This window comes from Corynebacterium tuberculostearicum (assembly GCF_016894265.1).
In the GTDB taxonomy this organism is placed as follows: Bacteria; Actinomycetota; Actinomycetes; order Mycobacteriales; family Mycobacteriaceae; genus Corynebacterium; species Corynebacterium tuberculostearicum_D.
In genome coordinates this window covers 1,638,834-1,654,725 of sequence record NZ_CP069791.1, presented here as the reverse complement: position 1 = coordinate 1,654,725, position 15,892 = coordinate 1,638,834, and the positions used below count along the sequence as shown (strand labels likewise).

General features: G+C 59.7%; 14 protein-coding genes. 1 reads left to right on the top strand and 13 read right to left on the bottom strand.

The window, feature by feature from the left end; genetic code table 11:
- Nucleotides 1-79 precede the first annotated feature (79 nt).
- Entirely contained in the window at nt 80-1,087 is a 1,008-nt protein-coding gene (gap, locus tag I6J28_RS07925) for a type I glyceraldehyde-3-phosphate dehydrogenase (protein WP_204608974.1), read from the bottom strand.
- A 541-nt stretch (nt 1,088-1,628) separates the two neighbouring features.
- Between gap and I6J28_RS07920 the strand changes: the two genes are divergently transcribed.
- Nucleotides 1,629-3,275 carry an L-lactate permease gene (locus tag I6J28_RS07920; protein ID WP_204608972.1) on the top strand — a complete coding sequence of 549 codons (1,647 nt, stop codon included), beginning with the start codon at nt 1,629-1,631 and terminating at the stop codon, nt 3,273-3,275.
- A 132-nt stretch (nt 3,276-3,407) separates the two neighbouring features.
- Here the strand turns inward: I6J28_RS07920 and whiA are convergent, their stop codons facing one another.
- The 12 genes from whiA to fmt form a co-directional block, all read right to left on the bottom strand.
- On the bottom strand, nt 3,408-4,397 hold the full coding sequence (whiA, locus tag I6J28_RS07915; protein WP_204608969.1) for a DNA-binding protein WhiA: 990 nt from the start codon (nt 4,395-4,397) through the stop codon (nt 3,408-3,410).
- 162 nt (nt 4,398-4,559) lie between these two features.
- Entirely contained in the window at nt 4,560-5,555 is a 996-nt protein-coding gene (locus I6J28_RS07910; protein ID WP_204608966.1) for a gluconeogenesis factor YvcK family protein, read from the bottom strand.
- Nucleotides 5,556-5,578: 23 nt separating this feature from the next.
- Nucleotides 5,579-6,460 (bottom strand): RNase adapter RapZ, encoded by an 882-nt coding sequence (gene rapZ / locus I6J28_RS07905; protein WP_204611434.1) that lies wholly within the window; start codon nt 6,458-6,460, stop codon nt 5,579-5,581.
- Nucleotides 6,461-6,500: 40 nt separating this feature from the next.
- Nucleotides 6,501-8,576 (bottom strand): excinuclease ABC subunit UvrC, encoded by a 2,076-nt coding sequence (uvrC, locus tag I6J28_RS07900; protein WP_204608964.1) that lies wholly within the window; start codon nt 8,574-8,576, stop codon nt 6,501-6,503.
- Nucleotides 8,577-8,579: 3 nt separating this feature from the next.
- Complete coding sequence (locus tag I6J28_RS07895; protein WP_179386537.1) at nt 8,580-9,128, bottom strand: PH domain-containing protein; 549 nt, start codon at nt 9,126-9,128, stop codon at nt 8,580-8,582.
- 75 nt (nt 9,129-9,203) lie between these two features.
- A complete protein-coding gene (ribH, locus tag I6J28_RS07890) occupies nt 9,204-9,683 on the bottom strand; it encodes a 6,7-dimethyl-8-ribityllumazine synthase (protein WP_049378203.1) in 480 nt (159 codons plus the stop codon).
- A gap of 28 nt (nt 9,684-9,711) precedes the next feature.
- A complete protein-coding gene (locus I6J28_RS07885) occupies nt 9,712-10,974 on the bottom strand; it encodes a bifunctional 3,4-dihydroxy-2-butanone-4-phosphate synthase/GTP cyclohydrolase II (protein ID WP_204608962.1) in 1,263 nt (420 codons plus the stop codon).
- Nucleotides 10,975-10,985: 11 nt separating this feature from the next.
- A complete protein-coding gene (locus tag I6J28_RS07880; RefSeq protein ID WP_204608960.1) occupies nt 10,986-11,600 on the bottom strand; it encodes a riboflavin synthase in 615 nt (204 codons plus the stop codon).
- 35 nt (nt 11,601-11,635) lie between these two features.
- On the bottom strand, nt 11,636-12,658 hold the full coding sequence (gene ribD / locus I6J28_RS07875) for a bifunctional diaminohydroxyphosphoribosylaminopyrimidine deaminase/5-amino-6-(5-phosphoribosylamino)uracil reductase RibD (RefSeq protein ID WP_204608959.1): 1,023 nt from the start codon (nt 12,656-12,658) through the stop codon (nt 11,636-11,638).
- A complete protein-coding gene (gene rpe, locus I6J28_RS07870) occupies nt 12,658-13,326 on the bottom strand; it encodes a ribulose-phosphate 3-epimerase (RefSeq protein WP_204608957.1) in 669 nt (222 codons plus the stop codon). The genes ribD and rpe overlap by 1 nt, the downstream gene beginning before the upstream one ends.
- A 19-nt stretch (nt 13,327-13,345) precedes the next feature.
- A complete protein-coding gene (locus I6J28_RS07865; protein WP_204608955.1) occupies nt 13,346-14,896 on the bottom strand; it encodes an RsmB/NOP family class I SAM-dependent RNA methyltransferase in 1,551 nt (516 codons plus the stop codon).
- The gene (gene fmt, locus I6J28_RS07860) at nt 14,893-15,840 is read right to left on the bottom strand and encodes a methionyl-tRNA formyltransferase (RefSeq protein ID WP_204608952.1); all 948 of its coding nucleotides are present in this window, start codon (nt 15,838-15,840) and stop codon (nt 14,893-14,895) included. The genes I6J28_RS07865 and fmt overlap by 4 nt, the downstream gene beginning before the upstream one ends.
- Between the last annotated feature and the right edge of the window lie 52 nt (nt 15,841-15,892).

The following is a 15,892-nucleotide window of genomic DNA, read 5'->3' as shown; positions in this document are numbered from 1 at the left end:
ATAGACATAAGAATACCGGCCGCGACGCAGCGCCGTTAAGGCTTGCATCGGGCCGGTTCCTCATTGCTAGAGCTCTAGTTTAGAGCTTGTCTGCCACCAGGTTGGTCAGGCGAACGAGCTGGGAGGTGTAGCCCCACTCGTTGTCGTACCAGCCCAGAACCTTGACCAGGTTGCCGTTGGAGACCTTGGTCATGCCGGAGTCGAAGATGCAGCCGTGCGGGGAGGTTACAATGTCGGTGGAAACCAGCGGATCCTCGGTGTATGCGAGGGTGTCCTTGAGGTCGCCCTCAGCGGCTTCCTTCAGGGCAGCGTTGATTTCCTCGGCGGTTACGTCGCGGGAAGCGGTGAAGGTCAGGTCGGTAGCGGAGCCGGTGATAACCGGAACGCGCATTGCGTAACCATCCAGCTTGCCGTCCAGCTCAGGCAGAACCAGGGATACGGCCTTAGCAGCACCAGTGGAGGTAGGCACCATGTTTACTGCAGCGGCGCGGGCGCGGCGCGGATCCTTGTGCGGAGCGTCCTGAATGCGCTGGTCACCGGTGTAAGCGTGAACGGTGGTCATCAGGCCCTTTTCAATGCCGAACTTGTCATTGAGAACCTTTGCCATCGGTGCCAAGCAGTTGGTGGTGCAGGATGCTGCGGAGATGACGTTGTGGTTTGCGGGATCGTAGGTGTCAGAGTTGACGCCATAGACGAAGGTTGCGTCTACTTCCTTGCCCGGAGCGGAGATGATGACCTTCTTGGCGCCAGCTTCGAGGTGAGCCTTGGCGTCGTTGCCGTTGGTGAAGCGGCCGGTGGACTCGATGACGAGGTCTACATTGTACTCGCCCCACTTCAGCTGCTTCGGGTCCTTCTCAGCGGTTACCACGATGCGGTGACCGTTAACCGTAATGGACTCATCGTCGTGAGTGATTTCGCCATCAAAGCGGCCCAGTACGGAGTCGTACTTCAGCAGGTTAGCCAGCGTACCGTTGTCGGTCAGGTCGTTTACTGCAACAACTTCGAGGTCGTTGTCACCCTGAGCGACTGCACGGAAAAAGTTACGGCCGATGCGGCCAAAGCCATTGATACCTACGCGGATAGTCACTGTATTTCTCCTCAAAGAGTCGAGTAATTGTGTGTACGGGTATGTGCGCGGGTCTTTCGATGAAGTCTGTGTTTGAGAAGCGCCCGAGCGTTTTCCCTTACATCGCCGATACTACCGAGCGTTTTTGGTCAGCGCAGACTCCCAGCGGCCTTAAGAACTAGTAGATGACAGACTTTCCAAAAGCGCGTACACTCTTTCCGATCCTTTTTATTTCCCACATACAAACCCGCTGGATAAGCCCGAACACGTGGGTTTGTGTTGGGTTTACCCTGTCAACGTGAGATATATCACTTACACGCTTTGGGGGTTGTGCCCGCCTCTGTCCGATCGGACATTTCGCAGCACTGCTACTGACGCCTAATAAGACGACCGTATTGTTTCCGCGACACCCACAGCACGATATGCTTTCTTTACTCACTGGCTCACAAAGCGTTTAAGGCAACCCTGCCTGCTCTAGCGCCACCGTTGGTCACCGTGAGAATGCTTTCAGGTGCCCGTAGTTTCCTACGGGCAAGACCACCGTAGAAATCAAGGACGTCTCTTGTTCGAAATAAATACCTCTGCTGTGGGTGACAGCCTCGGGCTTACCGCCCTGGTGGCGATTCTCCCGCTCATTGCATTCTTTATCATGCTGCTAGGCGTAAAGGCACGCGCGCATACTTCTGGCGCCGTTGCCCTGGCAGTATCCCTCATTATTGCCATCGCCGGCTTCTCCATGCCGGTAGATATGGCTTTGTCCTCCGCCGTACGCGGCGGGCTATTCGGTCTCCTGCCCATTGTCTGGGTCATCATTACCGCAATCTGGTTCTATGAAATCACCGTAGCCTCCGGGCGCTTCGAGGATCTGCGCAAGACCTTCGACCTCCTGGGTGATGGCGATATTCGCATTCAGGCTATCCTCATCGCCTTCTGTTTTGGCGGTTTGTTGGAGGCCCTCGCTGGCTTCGGCGCCCCCGTGGCCATTACCGCAACCATGATCATGGCCCTTGGCGTGAAGCCACTGCGCGCGGCAACAGTAGTTCTGATTGCTAATACCGCTCCGGTTGCTTTTGGCGCGGTTGGCATCCCGGTAACCACTGCGGGCGAGGTAGCCGGTCGCAGCGCCGAGCAAACCCACGACATTGCAGCACTTATCTCCTTGCAGGTGCTGCTCATCGCCGCCATCGTGCCATTCCTCATCGCCTTCATCTTGGACGGCTTCCGCGGTGTCAAGGAAACTGCCCCGGCCGCTGCCGTGATTGGCATTTCCTTCGCGTTGGCTCAGTGGTTGGCCGCGACTTTCTTTGCCTACCAGCTCACCAACGTCATCGCCTGCATCGTCTCGTTGGGCTGTGCTTTCGCCTTCCTCCGGGTATGGAAGCCAAAGGGCGTCAAGGAGTTGCGCGAGCGTCTCGAGCTGCCTGCCGCCGAGTCCACCACTGACCTCAACGGACGCCGTATCTGGATGGCGCTGCTTCCTTACGCCGTAGTGACCGTTGTCTTTGCCGTGGCAACCGCCGTCCCCGCTATCTTCGGATTCCTCAAGCTCCACTTTGCCTGGCCTTTGCTTGATGACGCGATTGTCGACGCCGACGGCAACCTCATGGATACCAGCTTCAGCTTCAATGTCTTTGGCAACCCAGGTACGCTCCTGCTGCTCTCGGGCATTATCGTTGCGGTTGTCTACCACTTCTTCAACGAAAATGGCCGCTACAGCCTAAGCTTTGGGCAACCGGTAAGCGCCTTTGGGGACGTCGTCAGCCGCATGAAGTTCTCGGCCCTTACCATCATCTTGGTGCTGGCTTTGGCCTATACGATGAACTACTCCGGCCAGACTATTGCTATTGGTGAGTTCGTCTCTTCTGCCGGCGGCATCTTTGCGCTCTTCGCCCCAGTCCTGGGCTGGATTGGTACCGCGGTTACTGGCTCCGATACGTCTGCTAATGCCCTCTTTGCCAACCTGCAGGTAGCAGCGGCAGAGCGAATCAGCGTAAACCCTGACCTCATGCTCGCGGCCAATACCGCAGGTGGCGTTGTGGGCAAGATGATCTCCCCGCAGTCCCTGGCTATTGCGGCTACCGCCGTCAATATGGAGGGCAAGGAATCTGTCATCCTGAAGAACGTAGTGGGCTACTCCGTGGCTTTCCTAGCCTTTGTATGCGTCATCGTGTTCTTGATGACAAACGTCCTAGGATTCCTCGTGCCCTAGTTCTTTAACGCTTCTGGCTAGCCGGTTGCGCACCTGCTAGCCGGGAAGGCACTAAAAATCTCCCCGCAGCTGCGCCTACCGCTTCGGTATCCGCACTGCGGGGAGTTCTTTTAATGTAGGTGATTCCGAGGGTCAGGATTCGTTGAAAAGGTCATCTGTAATCGCTTGATTGGTATCGGGGATATCAAGCTCTTCGGCCCGTTTATCGGCCATCGACAGCAAGCGGCGAATACGCCCTGCTACCGCGTCCTTGGTCATAGGAGGCTCGGCCAAGCGGCCCAGCTCTTCGAGCGAAGCCTCGCGGTGCTGAACACGCAGGCGGCCTGCATCTGCCAAGTGCTCAGGAACATCATCGCCTAGGATCTCCATGGCGCGGTCAACGCGCGCTGCCGCGGTAACCGCAGCGCGAGCAGAGCGCCGAAGGTTGGCGTCATCAAAATTGTCCAGGCGCCGCGAGGTATCGTGCGCCTCCCGCTTAACGCGCTTCTTTTCCCAGCTAAGGCGAGTCTCCTGAGCACCCATCCGGGTAAGAAGCGCCCCAATCGCATCGCCATCGCGTACAACGACGCGATCTTCGCCGCGGGTCTCCTTGGTCTTCGCTGAGATACCAAGGCGGCGGGCGCAGCCTACCAATGCCAATGCTGCTTCTTGGCACGGGCAGGTGACTTCCAGCGCGGAAGAGCGGCCTGGCTCCGTGAGGCTGCCATGGGCAAGGAAGGCTCCGCGCCATGCTGCTTCGCTATCGGCCACGGTGCCGGAGATGACCTGCGGCGGCAGACCCACGACTGCATGGCCGGAGCGGGTGATAAGGCCCAGCCGACGGGTCAACTCCTTCGCACCGGTGGAAATGCGGACCGTTACGCGAGTCTTCTTGGTGGTTCCTGCTGGGCCCGCAACGTGGCTCTCGGCGGATATCCCATAGAGGTCATCGAGTGCGGTCATGACGCGCCGCGCAATGGCGTGGCTTTCTAGCTCTAACTCATAGGACATGCTGTCACCGGAAAAATCTAGCTCGCCGGCGAATCGCAACATCGCCGCCAGTTCGGCAGCGCGAGCGGACTGGCGTGGCACGACGACAGCCGTCAATTCTTCTTTGACCTGGTCGGTCAATGGTGTGGTCACCTAGTTCGCCCCATTTCTATTCTCACAGTCACGAAGTATGCATACAGGCTAGAGCCTTGGCTCACGGCCTAGTGCGGTGAAAGGATTTCTGACATCATACCGCGCGGACTCGGTCGCCGCGCAGTCGGTCGAGTGCGGCCGCTCGCACGATGCCGCGGTGAATTAGCGCCGGTTCTGATCGCGAGTGCTGCGATAGTCTGAATATAGGTCCAAGAGCGCCGCAGACAGCTTTTCCGGATCGTGTTTATTGATGCTACGGCCATCGGCATCAACTTGGCTCACATCCGCAAAGGTAGCGCGGGCACCTAGGGATTGCGCGGCGCGCTGAATATAGACGCGCTCACTATCGGTGGGCAAAGCCGCCTCATCCACCAAAATGCGGTCAATCCGCAGATCAGGGGCGTGTTGAGCGAGCACATGCAAGTGACGCTCGGCGGAAAAGCCATTAGTCTCACCGGGCTCGGCCGAAAGGTTCAAAACAACGACGCGCAGCGCATCGGAAGCAGAAATCGCGTCCACCACCTGTGGCACGAGAGTATGCGGCAATACCGAGCTAAACCACGAGCCTGGTCCGATAGTAATAAGGTCCGCGCGCTGTATGGCATCGAGGGCATCCGGATTCGCGCTGGGCCGTTCGGGCACGATGCGCACGCGCCGCACCTGGCCCGGCGTGGAAGCGACTGCAACCTGGCCGCGGACCTGGCGCATGACACGGGGGTCGTCGTCAAGCCCGGCTACGTCCGCCTCAATCTCTAGCGCCTGGTTGACCACTGGGAAGACTCGCCCCTGGGAATTAGTAAGTTCTGCGATGGTATCCAGGGCAGCTTGATAATCGCCGAGCACATCCGTCAATCCAGCAATCATCAGATTGCCCACCGCATGCCCTGCCATAGCGCCATTGCCACCAAAACGGTGCTGCAAGGTACGCGCCCACAAGTCCCCCACTGGGTCACTATTGGCCAAGGCAGCCAGCGCCATGCGCAAGTCACCCGGTGGAATGATTTCCAGCTCGCGGCGCAAACGGCCAGAGGAGCCGCCATCATCCGCGACGGTAACAATGGCAGAAATATCGACCGCCTCGCTAAAGCGTGCGGACAGAAGGGTTTGATAAAGTCCATGGCCGCCGCCAAGGCAGACCATGTGTGAAGGATTGGTCATAAAAGCGTTAAAACTCCTGTGCTCTAGCCTCGAGCGATATCCCTATGCAAGGTGCTTACGTCTAATGTGTCATTGTCCCGCAGGCGCGCCGCAATAGCCTCTGCGACGGCAACGGACCGGTGGTGACCTCCCGTGCAGCCGACTCCAAGCGTGATGAAGTTCTTGCCCTCATGGCGGTAGCCATCCAGCATGGTGGAAAACATCTGCAAGAAATTGTCCACGAACTCCTGCGCCGCTGGCTGCGAGAGCACATAGTGGGCAACCGGTTCATCCGTACCGCGGTATCCGCGCAGTTCCGGAACCCAATAGGGGTTGGGCAGGAACCGCACGTCTACTACTAAGTCAGCATCGCGGGGCGAGCCATTCTTAAATCCAAAGGATTCGACGGTGACATGCTGCTTTTCATTTTGCATCTCACCAAAGGCGGCCTCTATGGCACGGCGAAGATCATGAATGGATAGGCTCGTCGTATCGATAATGATATCCGCATGGGAACGCACATCTGCCACTGCCCGGCGCTCGCGTTGGATTCCTACTTTAAGCGTGTCCCCCTCCTGCAAGGGGTGGGTGCGCCGCACCGAATCGAATCGGCGGATGAGTACATCATCGCGGGCATCCAAGAAGAGCACGGTGGGCTTCATATTTAGTTCCGTAAGCTCATCCATAATCTCCAACAGAGACCCTGGGAACATGCGCGAGCGCACATCCGTTACGGCTGCTACCTTGCCCACCGGAGTTTCCTCTTGGTTGCACAGCTTGAGCAGGTCCACAATGGCGCGAGGCGGAATATTGTGGGCCACGTAGTAGCCCTTGTCCTCAAACACTTTGGCAGCGGAACTCAACCCGCCGCCGGACATGCCGGTTATCAAAATGGGTGGAGTTTCGAAATGCGTCATGCTCTTCAGTCTAGCGCTTCAAGATTCGCTGCCTCTAGGAGAATGCCACTTAATTGCCCGCAGAATCATGCAAACTCTCGTACACGGTCTGGGCCAGTTTTGGACCAAAACCGTTGACCTCACAGATCTCATCCACAGTGGCGGCTTTGAGCTTTTTCACCGAACCGAAATGCTTGACCAGATCGGTGCGCCGTTGCGGTCCTAATCCCGGCACGGAATCGAGTACCGAGGAACGCATCCGCTTTGAGCGCTGCTGCCGATGGTAAGTAATAGCGAAGCGGTGGGCTTCATCACGAATTTGCTGCAGGAAGAAGAGCGCTTGCGAGTTACGCGGCAAAATCACCGGCTCATCATCGCCGGGAACCCAAATTTCCTCGAGGCGCTTGGCCAGGCCCACCAGGGTTACATCCACAATTCCTAACTCATCAAATACCTCTTGAGCCGCGGCCACCTGGGGCGCACCGCCATCTACGATAAAAAGCTGCGGTGGATACGCAAAGCGGCGACCCGCTTCGGCGGATTCTTCCGCCACCTTCTCCTCTGCAAAGGAAGACTCTTCTACTTCCTCATCCGGATGGGCCAGCTTATCTTGCTTGTGGCGCTTAAACCTACGGCGCGTGATCTCTGCGATGGAACCGACGTCATCCGAGCGGCCATCGCCTGCCGCCTCCTTGATGCGGTAGCGCCTATAGTCCGACTTCTTGGGCAAACCATCTTCAAAGACCACTAGAGAAGCAACCACATCTGTGCCTTGAATGTGCGAGATATCAGTACATTCGATGCGCAATGGGGCTTGCTCCATGCCTAGGGCTTCTTGAATATCCTGCAAGGCCGCCGAGCGTGCGGTGAGGTCTCCTACCCGCTTGAGTTTATGCTGGCGCAATTGCTCCTTGGCGTTTTTCTCCACCGTCGCCATAAGCTGCTTCTTATCGCCGCGCTGGGGAACACGCAGGTCCACCTGGGCACCGCGCAGCTCCTCCAACAACGCAACGACCTGCTCCGGTTCATCCGGCAGGGCCTGAACCAAAATCTGGCGTGGAATAACCTGTACGCGGCGGGATTTCATGTGCGATTCTTGGTCCACCCCGCGCCGCTTCACGTCCACGGCGAGCGCAGCATCTTCGCGCGCCTCTTGTTTCTCGCGCTCTACTGCATCGGAATAGAACTGGATGAGGAAGTTTTGTACCAACGCGGGCAGCGCGGGATCAGGTTTTCCTTCTTCCAAGGGCTCTGAACTCGCCTGATCGCCGGCGCGTTCGACTACCCAGCCGCGCTGACCGCGAATGCGCCCATCGCGAACGTGGAAAATCTGTACCGCTGCCTCAAGTTCATCGGAGTTAAAAGCAATGAGATCAGCATCCGTGCCGTCTGTGAAGACCACGGCCTGCTGTTCCATAATTTTGTCAATAGCGCCCAAATCATCACGCAGGCGCGCCGCGCGCTCGAATTCTAGGTTCTCGGCGGCCTGCTCCATATCCTGGGTGAGTTTGCGGCGTACTGAACCGGTGTTGCCATTCATGAAGGACACGAGATCGTTGACCGTCTCGCGGTGGTCTTCCTTGCTTACTCGGCCAATGCAGGGTGCATCGCACTTGCCGATGTATCCCAAAAGGCACGGACGCCCTAGCCGCTCATGCCGGTTATACACTCCCTTGGAGCAGGTACGCATGGGAAAGACGCGGGTAAGCAAATCCAAGCTTTCGCGCACGGCCCAAGCATGGGAATAGGGGCCGAAATAGCGTACGCCCTTGCGCCGCGGGCCACGGTAGAAGAAGGCGCGCGGGACCGTCTCTCCGACCGAAACCGCGAGCATAGGATAGGTCTTATCGTCGCGGTACATGACGTTGAAGTGTGGATCAAAGCGCTTGATCCACGTGTACTCCAACTGCAAGGCTTCCACCTCGCTGGCAACTACCGTCCACTCCACCGAGTTGGCGGTGAGGACCATTTGGCGCGTGCGTGGGTGCAGTTGCGTGATGTCCTGAAAATAGTTGGACAGCCGAGCGCGCAGGTTCTTGGCTTTACCCACGTAGATAACGCGGCGGTTTTCATCGCGGAACTTATAGACGCCCGGGTCGGTGGGGATGGTTCCTGGAGCCGGGCGGTAGGTAGTGGGGTCAGCCAATTGTTAATCCTGGGGCATGTACTTAGCTTCCACGTCACGGAAGCGGCGGACGTTGTCGATGACGGTGTCCTTATCGCCGGACTGCAACGCCCAGACGGGGACGAACTCGAACTCGGGCAGCTCAAGGCGTGCCATACGTTGGCCTACGGGGAAGGAAAGCCCGTAGACCACCTGCCACGGATAAAAGCGCGTGCCCACGATATTGCGGACCTCTACCCCATCCTCATTGGCGCGCAGGCGTGGACGGTTAAGAGCGATCCAGGACAAGACGGAAATGAGAACACCTACGCCAGGGAAGGCGAATTTGTCGATGGTAGTCACGTGCGCACCGGTAAAAGACACATCCAAGGTGATTCCCATGAAGATATGGATGGCCATAACGAGGATCACCCAGGCGATAGCGACCTTGCGCAAGAAAGGCGAGGTGGCCGTAAACTCCCATGGCTTAGACGTGGTCTGGGCGAAGGGATCGGCACTGGTATAGGCCAATACTTCGGCGTCGCTAAGCTGGTGGCTGTGCTGCGGGTTCTTTGGGGCCTGCGCCTCGTTCATGTGCATACTCCTTTGGGGCGCGACCCGCCGGCCACCTTAGTGGTCAAGCATCGCGCGCTGACGCATTGCTAGAGGTTACTTCTGTGCTGCGTTTAGTGTACGCAACTGCAGCGCGGTATCTAAAGCCGCAATCATAGCTTCGGCACCCTTGTTTTCTACCGAATCTGCAAAACCGGCGCGGTCGATGGCTTGCTGCTGGTCGTTGACGGTCAGCACGCCGTTAGCTACCGGGGTAGATTCATCGAGGGAGATACGGGTCAGCGCCTGGGTGACGGAATCGCATACGTAGTCAAAGTGCGGGGTGCCGCCACGGATAACGCAACCTAGGGCCACCACGGCATCGTAGGAGCGGGCTGCGGCTTGGACCACAACGCCAAGTTCCAGGGCACCTACCACTCGGTATTCGGCAACCTCGGCACCATTATCGGTAGCGGTCTGCACCGCCTGGGCATGGAGCTGGTCGCAGATTTCTGCGTTCCACGTAGCAGTAACCACAGCAACTCGCAGTCCACTGCCATCTACCTGGGCAATATCAGGCAGGCCTTCTTTACTCATCGCTATCCTTTCGATTGGACGTCAGGCTTTACTTATGTTCAGCGTCCCACTGGGCAACCTGCGGAAGATCGTGGCCCATGCGGTCGCGCTTAGTACGCAAGTATTCAATATTATCCGCGTGGGCTGGGGTGGCCAGCGGCGTGTGGTGGCTGGCATCCACGCCAAATCCGCTCAGCCCTTCGCCCTTATGCGGATTATTGGTTAAAAGGTTCGCGGATTCTATGCCGAGATCGCGAAGGATCTGCCCGGCCACGGAGTACTCGCGGGCGTCCTCGGGCAGGCCCTGCTCCAGGTTGGCATCGACGGTATCCATGCCCGAATCCTGCAGGCGGTACGCCTCCAACTTATGCAAAAGCCCGATGCCGCGTCCTTCCTGACCGCGCAGGTAGATGACCACGCCGCGGCCTTCCTGGCTGATAAGGCGCATGGATTCATGCAGTTGGGGCCCGCAATCGCAGCGCCGTGAGCCAAAGGCATCACCGGTTAGGCATTCTGAATGGACACGCACCATGACGTCGCGCGCGCCGCGCAGTTGGGCGGGATCCCCTGCGACCAATGCAACGTGTTCCTGTCCGTCTACCTCATGGCGGTAACCGATGGCGGTGAAGTGACCGAATTCGGTGGGCAGCTCAGTGGTTACCTGGCGGGCGACCTGCGTTTCATGATGGCGGCGCCACTCGATGAGCTGCGCGATAGAGATCATGGAGAGCCCATGCGTATCGGCAAAGCGACGCAACTCTGGCGAGCGCGCCATATCCGTGGGGTCATCCTCGGAGACGATCTCGCACAGCACACCGGCTGGGCGCAGGCCCGCCAATCGGGCCAGATCAATGGAGGCCTCAGTATGGCCGTCCCGCTCCAGAACGCCGCCCGGCCGAGCGCACAGCGGCACCACGTGACCTGGCCGGGTGAATTCGCCGGGCGTGGTGTTTGGATCTGCCAGGCGGCGGATGGTTTCTGCGCGCGAAGTCGCAGAAATACCGGTACTGCCCGTTGCTGCATCCACGGTCACCGTGTAGGCGGTGCCGCGCACATCCTGGTTGACCGCCAGCATCGGCGGTAGGTTCAGGCGGTTGCAATCGTCTGGCAGCAAGGGTGCGCAGATATATCCAGAGGAATAGCGCACCATGAAGGCCACGAGTTCGGGGGTGGCTAGCTCCGCGGCGAAAATCAGATCGCCTTCATTTTCGCGATCCTCATCATCGATGACAACAACCGGCTTACCAGCGGCGATATCCGCGATGGCCTGGTCGATGGAATCTAGACGGATGGAATTATCACTCGCGCTCATAAGGTAGCAGTCTAGTCCTTAGCCTCAGAGGGTTTAGCTTCGGGGTGAAGCATCTTTTCAACGTACTTGGCCAGCACATCCACCTCGAGGTTTACCTCTCCTCCCACCGGCAAGGCGCCATGAATGGTATCGCGCAAAGTGGTGGGGATAAGCGATACCTCGAACCAGTCTGGGCCCACGGCGCTCACGGTCAGCGAGGTGCCGCTCACGGCAATGGAGCCCTTTTCCACGACGTATCGGGAAAGCTCCGACGGCAAGCTAAACCGCAGCACATCCCAGTTCTCGGAGTTAGTTCGGCTCTGCAGCGTAGCGGTGCCGTCTACATGGCCTTGCATGATGTGCCCACCCAGCCGGGTGGTGGGAAGCAGCGCCGGCTCTACATTGACCGGATCGCCCTCGGCAAGGCGCCCCAGGGCGGTGCGGTCGAGGGACTCCTGCATTACATCCGCACAAAAAGTATCCGCCGACAGATCCGCCACGGTAAGGCATACGCCGTTAATGGCAATGGAATCACCCAGTGCGGCCTCCGCAACGGTACGCGGGGCACGAATGCTCAGGCGAAGCGCGTCTGCGTGCGGTTCCATTGCCTCCACGGTGCCCAACTCTTGTACTAGCCCAGTAAACACATCCAACCTTTCTCGCTATTAGCTGTTAAGAGCGCCTAGCGCACGTATTCAATAAGAACGTCATCACCCAGAGCCTTCATTCCCACCCGGTGGAAACGGGTGGTCTCTGCCAGCGTCTGGGTCACGGGGTGCGCGAGTACGCCGCGGCCCTCGCCCAGCAAAAGCGGCGCGATATAGGCGGAGATGGCATCCACCAAGTCGGCCTTGAGGAAGCCGCTAGCCAGGCCTGCTCCTCCTTCCACGAGGACGTCGCGGGCACCGGTGGCGTAGAGCTCGTAGAGAGCTTCTTCGATGCTGTCGTACTGCTCGTACCCTAGCTCGCGCAGGTGGCTTGCTGCATCGCCCGCCGATTCCAAATCACGCTTGCCAATGACCACCCGGCGTGGTTGGTGCGCGCGCAAGCTGCCGTCGCTAAAGCGCGCGGTGAGCGAGGGATTATCAGCCAGCGCCGTGCCGGTGCCTACCACGATGGCATCGCGGTGCGCCCTATCGGCATGCACCCAGTCGCGCGCCTCCTCGCCCGTAATCCATTGGCTGGTTCCATCGGCCGCGGCCGTGAAACCGTCCAGCGTTTGCGCGAACTTCAAGGTGACGTGGGGCCGTTGGGTGCGCACGGCAAATAGCCATGGCACCAAAGCATCCTCGGGGTGCGGAGGCTTTTCTAGCTTGGCGACGTCCACTCCAGCCTCCGCCAACACTTCTGCGCCACCCGCAGCCTGCGGGGTGGGATCGGCGTGGAGGTAGTACACGTGAGCCACGCCGGCGTCGATAAGCGCCTGCGCGCAGGGACCCGTGCGGCCGGTATGCGCACAGGGTTCCAAGGTGACCACGGCCGTGGCCCCGCGCGCCTTATCTCCGGCCTCACGCAACGCCATGACCTCGGCATGCGCGCCTCCTACGGGCTGGGTGGCGCCGACGCCCACAATTTCCCCAGCTGGCGACACGATGACCGCGCCTACCGGTGGATTAGCGCTCGTGGTCCCACGAACTTCAGCACCCGCGGCCATCGCGCGCAATAGCGCTGCGGAGATGTTACTGTCCTGTAGCCCCGTCCCCATTAGGCACCAGCCGCCAGATCACGCAGCTGCTTCACGACGCCGGCGGGATCGTCCGACTTGAATACGGCTGAGCCTGCCACGAAAGCATCGCAACCCGCCTCGGCGGCTGCCCCGATGGTCTCGGGTGAAATACCGCCATCGATCTCGATGACGGTATCAAGGCCCTGATCATCAATGCTGCGGCGCAGCATACGGACCTTCTCCAGCATTTCCGGCATGAACTTTTGCCCGCCGAAGCCAGGCTCCACAGACATCACGAGCACCTCATCGAAATGGTGCAACTTATCCAACCACGGCGCGATGGCGGTGCCTGGCTTGATGGAAAAGGCCGCACGCACGCCCAAATCGCGGATGCGCTGGGCCAAGTCCACTGCCGCCTGGTCATCGGCGACGGCCTCCACGTGGAAGATAATCGTATGTGCGCCCGCCTTGGCGTAGGTCTCCACCCACTTTTCGGGTTCCTCGATCATGAGGTGGACATCTAGTGGCTTATCGGTGCTGCGATGGACCGTGGCCGTGATATCTGGGCCGAAGGACAGGTTGGGCACAAAGTGCCCATCCATAATGTCCACATGGACCCAGTCTGCGGTATCAATCGCCGCTAGTTCCTCGCCCAAGCGAGAAAAATCGGCGGCAAGAATGGAAGGGGAAATAATCGGTGCGGACATGCCCACCAGTCTATCGCGATTAGTCGGCTGCGCGGCGAAGGGCCGCAAAGAACATGGCGTCGGTACCATGCCGATGCGGCCACATCTGCACGGATTTCTCATGGCCTACATCGCCCATATCCGGAATAAGGGCGTGCGCATCGAGTTCTTCGGCGCCGAGTTCGCGCACGGCGCGGTCAACGATGCCCCGGGTTTCGCGCAGGTCTGGCGAACACGTGGAGTAGATGACCACGCCACCTGGACGCACCAGGTTTAATGCGGAGGACAAGAGCTCGAATTGCAGCTGGTTCAACTCGGCAATATCGGCCTCCGACTTGCGCCACCGCGCCTCGGGGCGGCGACGGAGCGCGCCGAGGCCGGAACAGGGGGCATCGACAAGCACGCGGTCAAAGCCCTCTCCCACGCCGGGATTGCGGCCATCTGCCACATGAACGTCCACGGGCAAATCGCTCACCGTCTTTTCAATCAGCGCCGCTCGGTGCGGGGATACCTCCACTGCATCAACGTGCGCGGAGTCGATGCGGGCAAGCGCACCCATGAGGGCCGCCTTACCGCCGGGACCGGCGCAGAGATCGAGCCACCGGCCGGTGTCCTCGCCCTCGAGGGGCGCCTCGCATACCGCGCGGGCAATCAGCTGCGAACCCTCGTCCTGCACGGCCGCCAATCCTTGGCGCACGGGTTCCAATTGGCCGGGGTCACCGGAGTCCATGTACACCGCATACGGGGAATAACGCCCCTCCTCATTGCCGGTCATCAGGGCCAATTCCTCGGCCGAGATTTCCCCGGGGCGCGCCACCAGATGCACCGAAGGTCGATCCGAATCCGCCGCCAGGGCAGCCTCCAACTCCCCTAGGCCCAACACGCGGCTAAACGATTCCGCAATCCAGGTGGGGTGGGCATGCTTAAAGGCGATGCCGGCGATTTCCCCCTGTGGAGCGAGCTTGTCCAGCCAGGTCTTAGCCGGCGTCCGCGTAATGGTACGCATGATGCCATTGGCAAAGCCCTTGGCCTTGACTTCACCGGCGGCTTCTACCAAACGGACGGTGGTATCAACCGCCGCGTGTGGCTCCACGCGGGTATAAAGAACTTGATAGGCGCCCAGGCGCAAGGCATCAACCACGGCTGGGGAAATGGCCTCGAGGCCGCGCGAAGAACACTCTGCGATGACGGCATCAACTACGCCAAGGGTGCGCAGCGTGCCGTAGGTGATTTCGGTGGCGAAGGCGGCATCGCGCCCCTTGAGCTTTTGTTTGCGCAGCGCCTTGGGCAAAATGAGGTTGGCGAAGGCATCATCATCGCTTACCCTGCGCACCACGTCGAAGGCGACCGAACGCGGCGCATCCACGCCCGCGGCCAGCGCGGCCTGAATCAGACCGCCTTCCTGGCGCTTGCCGGGACGCTGGCCCTTAGCAGCCTGCCGGCCCCTATGCTGCCCACCGCGGCTGCCACGCTGCTGCCGTTGCGGGCGGCCATCTCGGCCCTTCGCACCAGCGGATTTGTGGGAGTCCTTCGGCTTGCCCGCCGGGGACTTATCCCCGGACTTGCTGCGGGAACGGAAACCACCACTCATTGAAACTTCACCTCGGCATCCTTGCCTAGTCCGCGGGCCCAATCGGCCGCATTCATCATCTTCTTTCCCGGAGGCTGGATTCTACCCAGCTGGACTGGCTGCGTACCGGTACCGATGAATACGGCATTCTTAGCAATGTACAGCTGCCCTGGTTCTAGTTCCTGTGGAACCGCCGCCTCTTCTATGAGGCTGACCGGTCCAATCTTCACGCGGGCCTCGTCCCACATCGTCCATGCACCCGGCCCAGGCGTGTATGCGCGAATGTGCCGATCGATGGCAAAGTCCGGTTGGGTCCACTCCACGCGGGCCTGCGCGGTAGAGATTTTCGGCGCATAGGTAGCCTCCCCCTGCTGCGGTTGCGCCTCCAGCTGCCCCGCCGCTAAGCCATCCATGGTGGCCACGAGCAAATCGCCGCCGGAATAGGCAAGACGCGTCAACAGGTCATCGGCAGTATCGGTGCCTTTAATCTCCTCCGTCACGGTGCCGAGCACTGGGCCGGTATCAAGGCCCTCCTCAATGCGGAAGGTGGATGCGCCGGTCACGTCATCGCCTGCAGCAATGGCAGCCTGCACTGGTGCAGCACCGCGCCATGCCGGAAGCAAGGAAAAGTGCAGGTTTACCCAGCCATGCTTCGGTAGTTCCAGCAAGTCCTTGGTCACCAGATTGCCGTAGGCCACCACCGGAATCGCCTCTGGTTGCAAATCCTTTAAGCGGGCACGCAGCGCCTGCCCATCCTCCGAGTCAGGGCGCAGGGTGGTCGGGGTCAATACTTCGATGCCATGTTCTTGGGCGAGCGCCTTCACTGGGCTCGGGTGAAGAGTGCGACCGCGGCCCTTCCTCGCGTCTGGGCGAGTGATTACCGCCACCACCTCGTGCGACGAGGCAAGCAGCTTTTCCAAGGCTACAACGGCTGGCTCAGGGGTACCGGCAAAAATGATCCGCATGCGGGGAAACTCTCCTCTTAATGTCGTTCAAAATACTAGGCTACAACGCCGC

Bases quoted from the DNA above. Each gene is read 5' to 3' on its own strand.
- I6J28_RS07865 (WP_204608955.1), bottom strand. From the start codon at position 14,896: ATGAGTGGTGGTTTCCGTTCCCGCAGCAAGTCCGGGGATAAGTCCCCG.
- ribD (WP_204608959.1), bottom strand. From the start codon at position 12,658: ATGGGGACGGGGCTACAGGACAGTAACATCTCCGCAGCGCTATTGCGC.
- rpe (WP_204608957.1), bottom strand. From the start codon at position 13,326: ATGTCCGCACCGATTATTTCCCCTTCCATTCTTGCCGCCGATTTTTCT.
- ribH (WP_049378203.1), bottom strand. From the start codon at position 9,683: ATGAGTAAAGAAGGCCTGCCTGATATTGCCCAGGTAGATGGCAGTGGA.
- I6J28_RS07895 (WP_179386537.1), bottom strand. From the start codon at position 9,128: ATGAACGAGGCGCAGGCCCCAAAGAACCCGCAGCACAGCCACCAGCTT.
- I6J28_RS07910 (WP_204608966.1), bottom strand. From the start codon at position 5,555: ATGACCAATCCTTCACACATGGTCTGCCTTGGCGGCGGCCATGGACTT.
- I6J28_RS07885 (WP_204608962.1), bottom strand. From the start codon at position 10,974: ATGAGCGCGAGTGATAATTCCATCCGTCTAGATTCCATCGACCAGGCC.
- fmt (WP_204608952.1), bottom strand. From the start codon at position 15,840: ATGCGGATCATTTTTGCCGGTACCCCTGAGCCAGCCGTTGTAGCCTTG.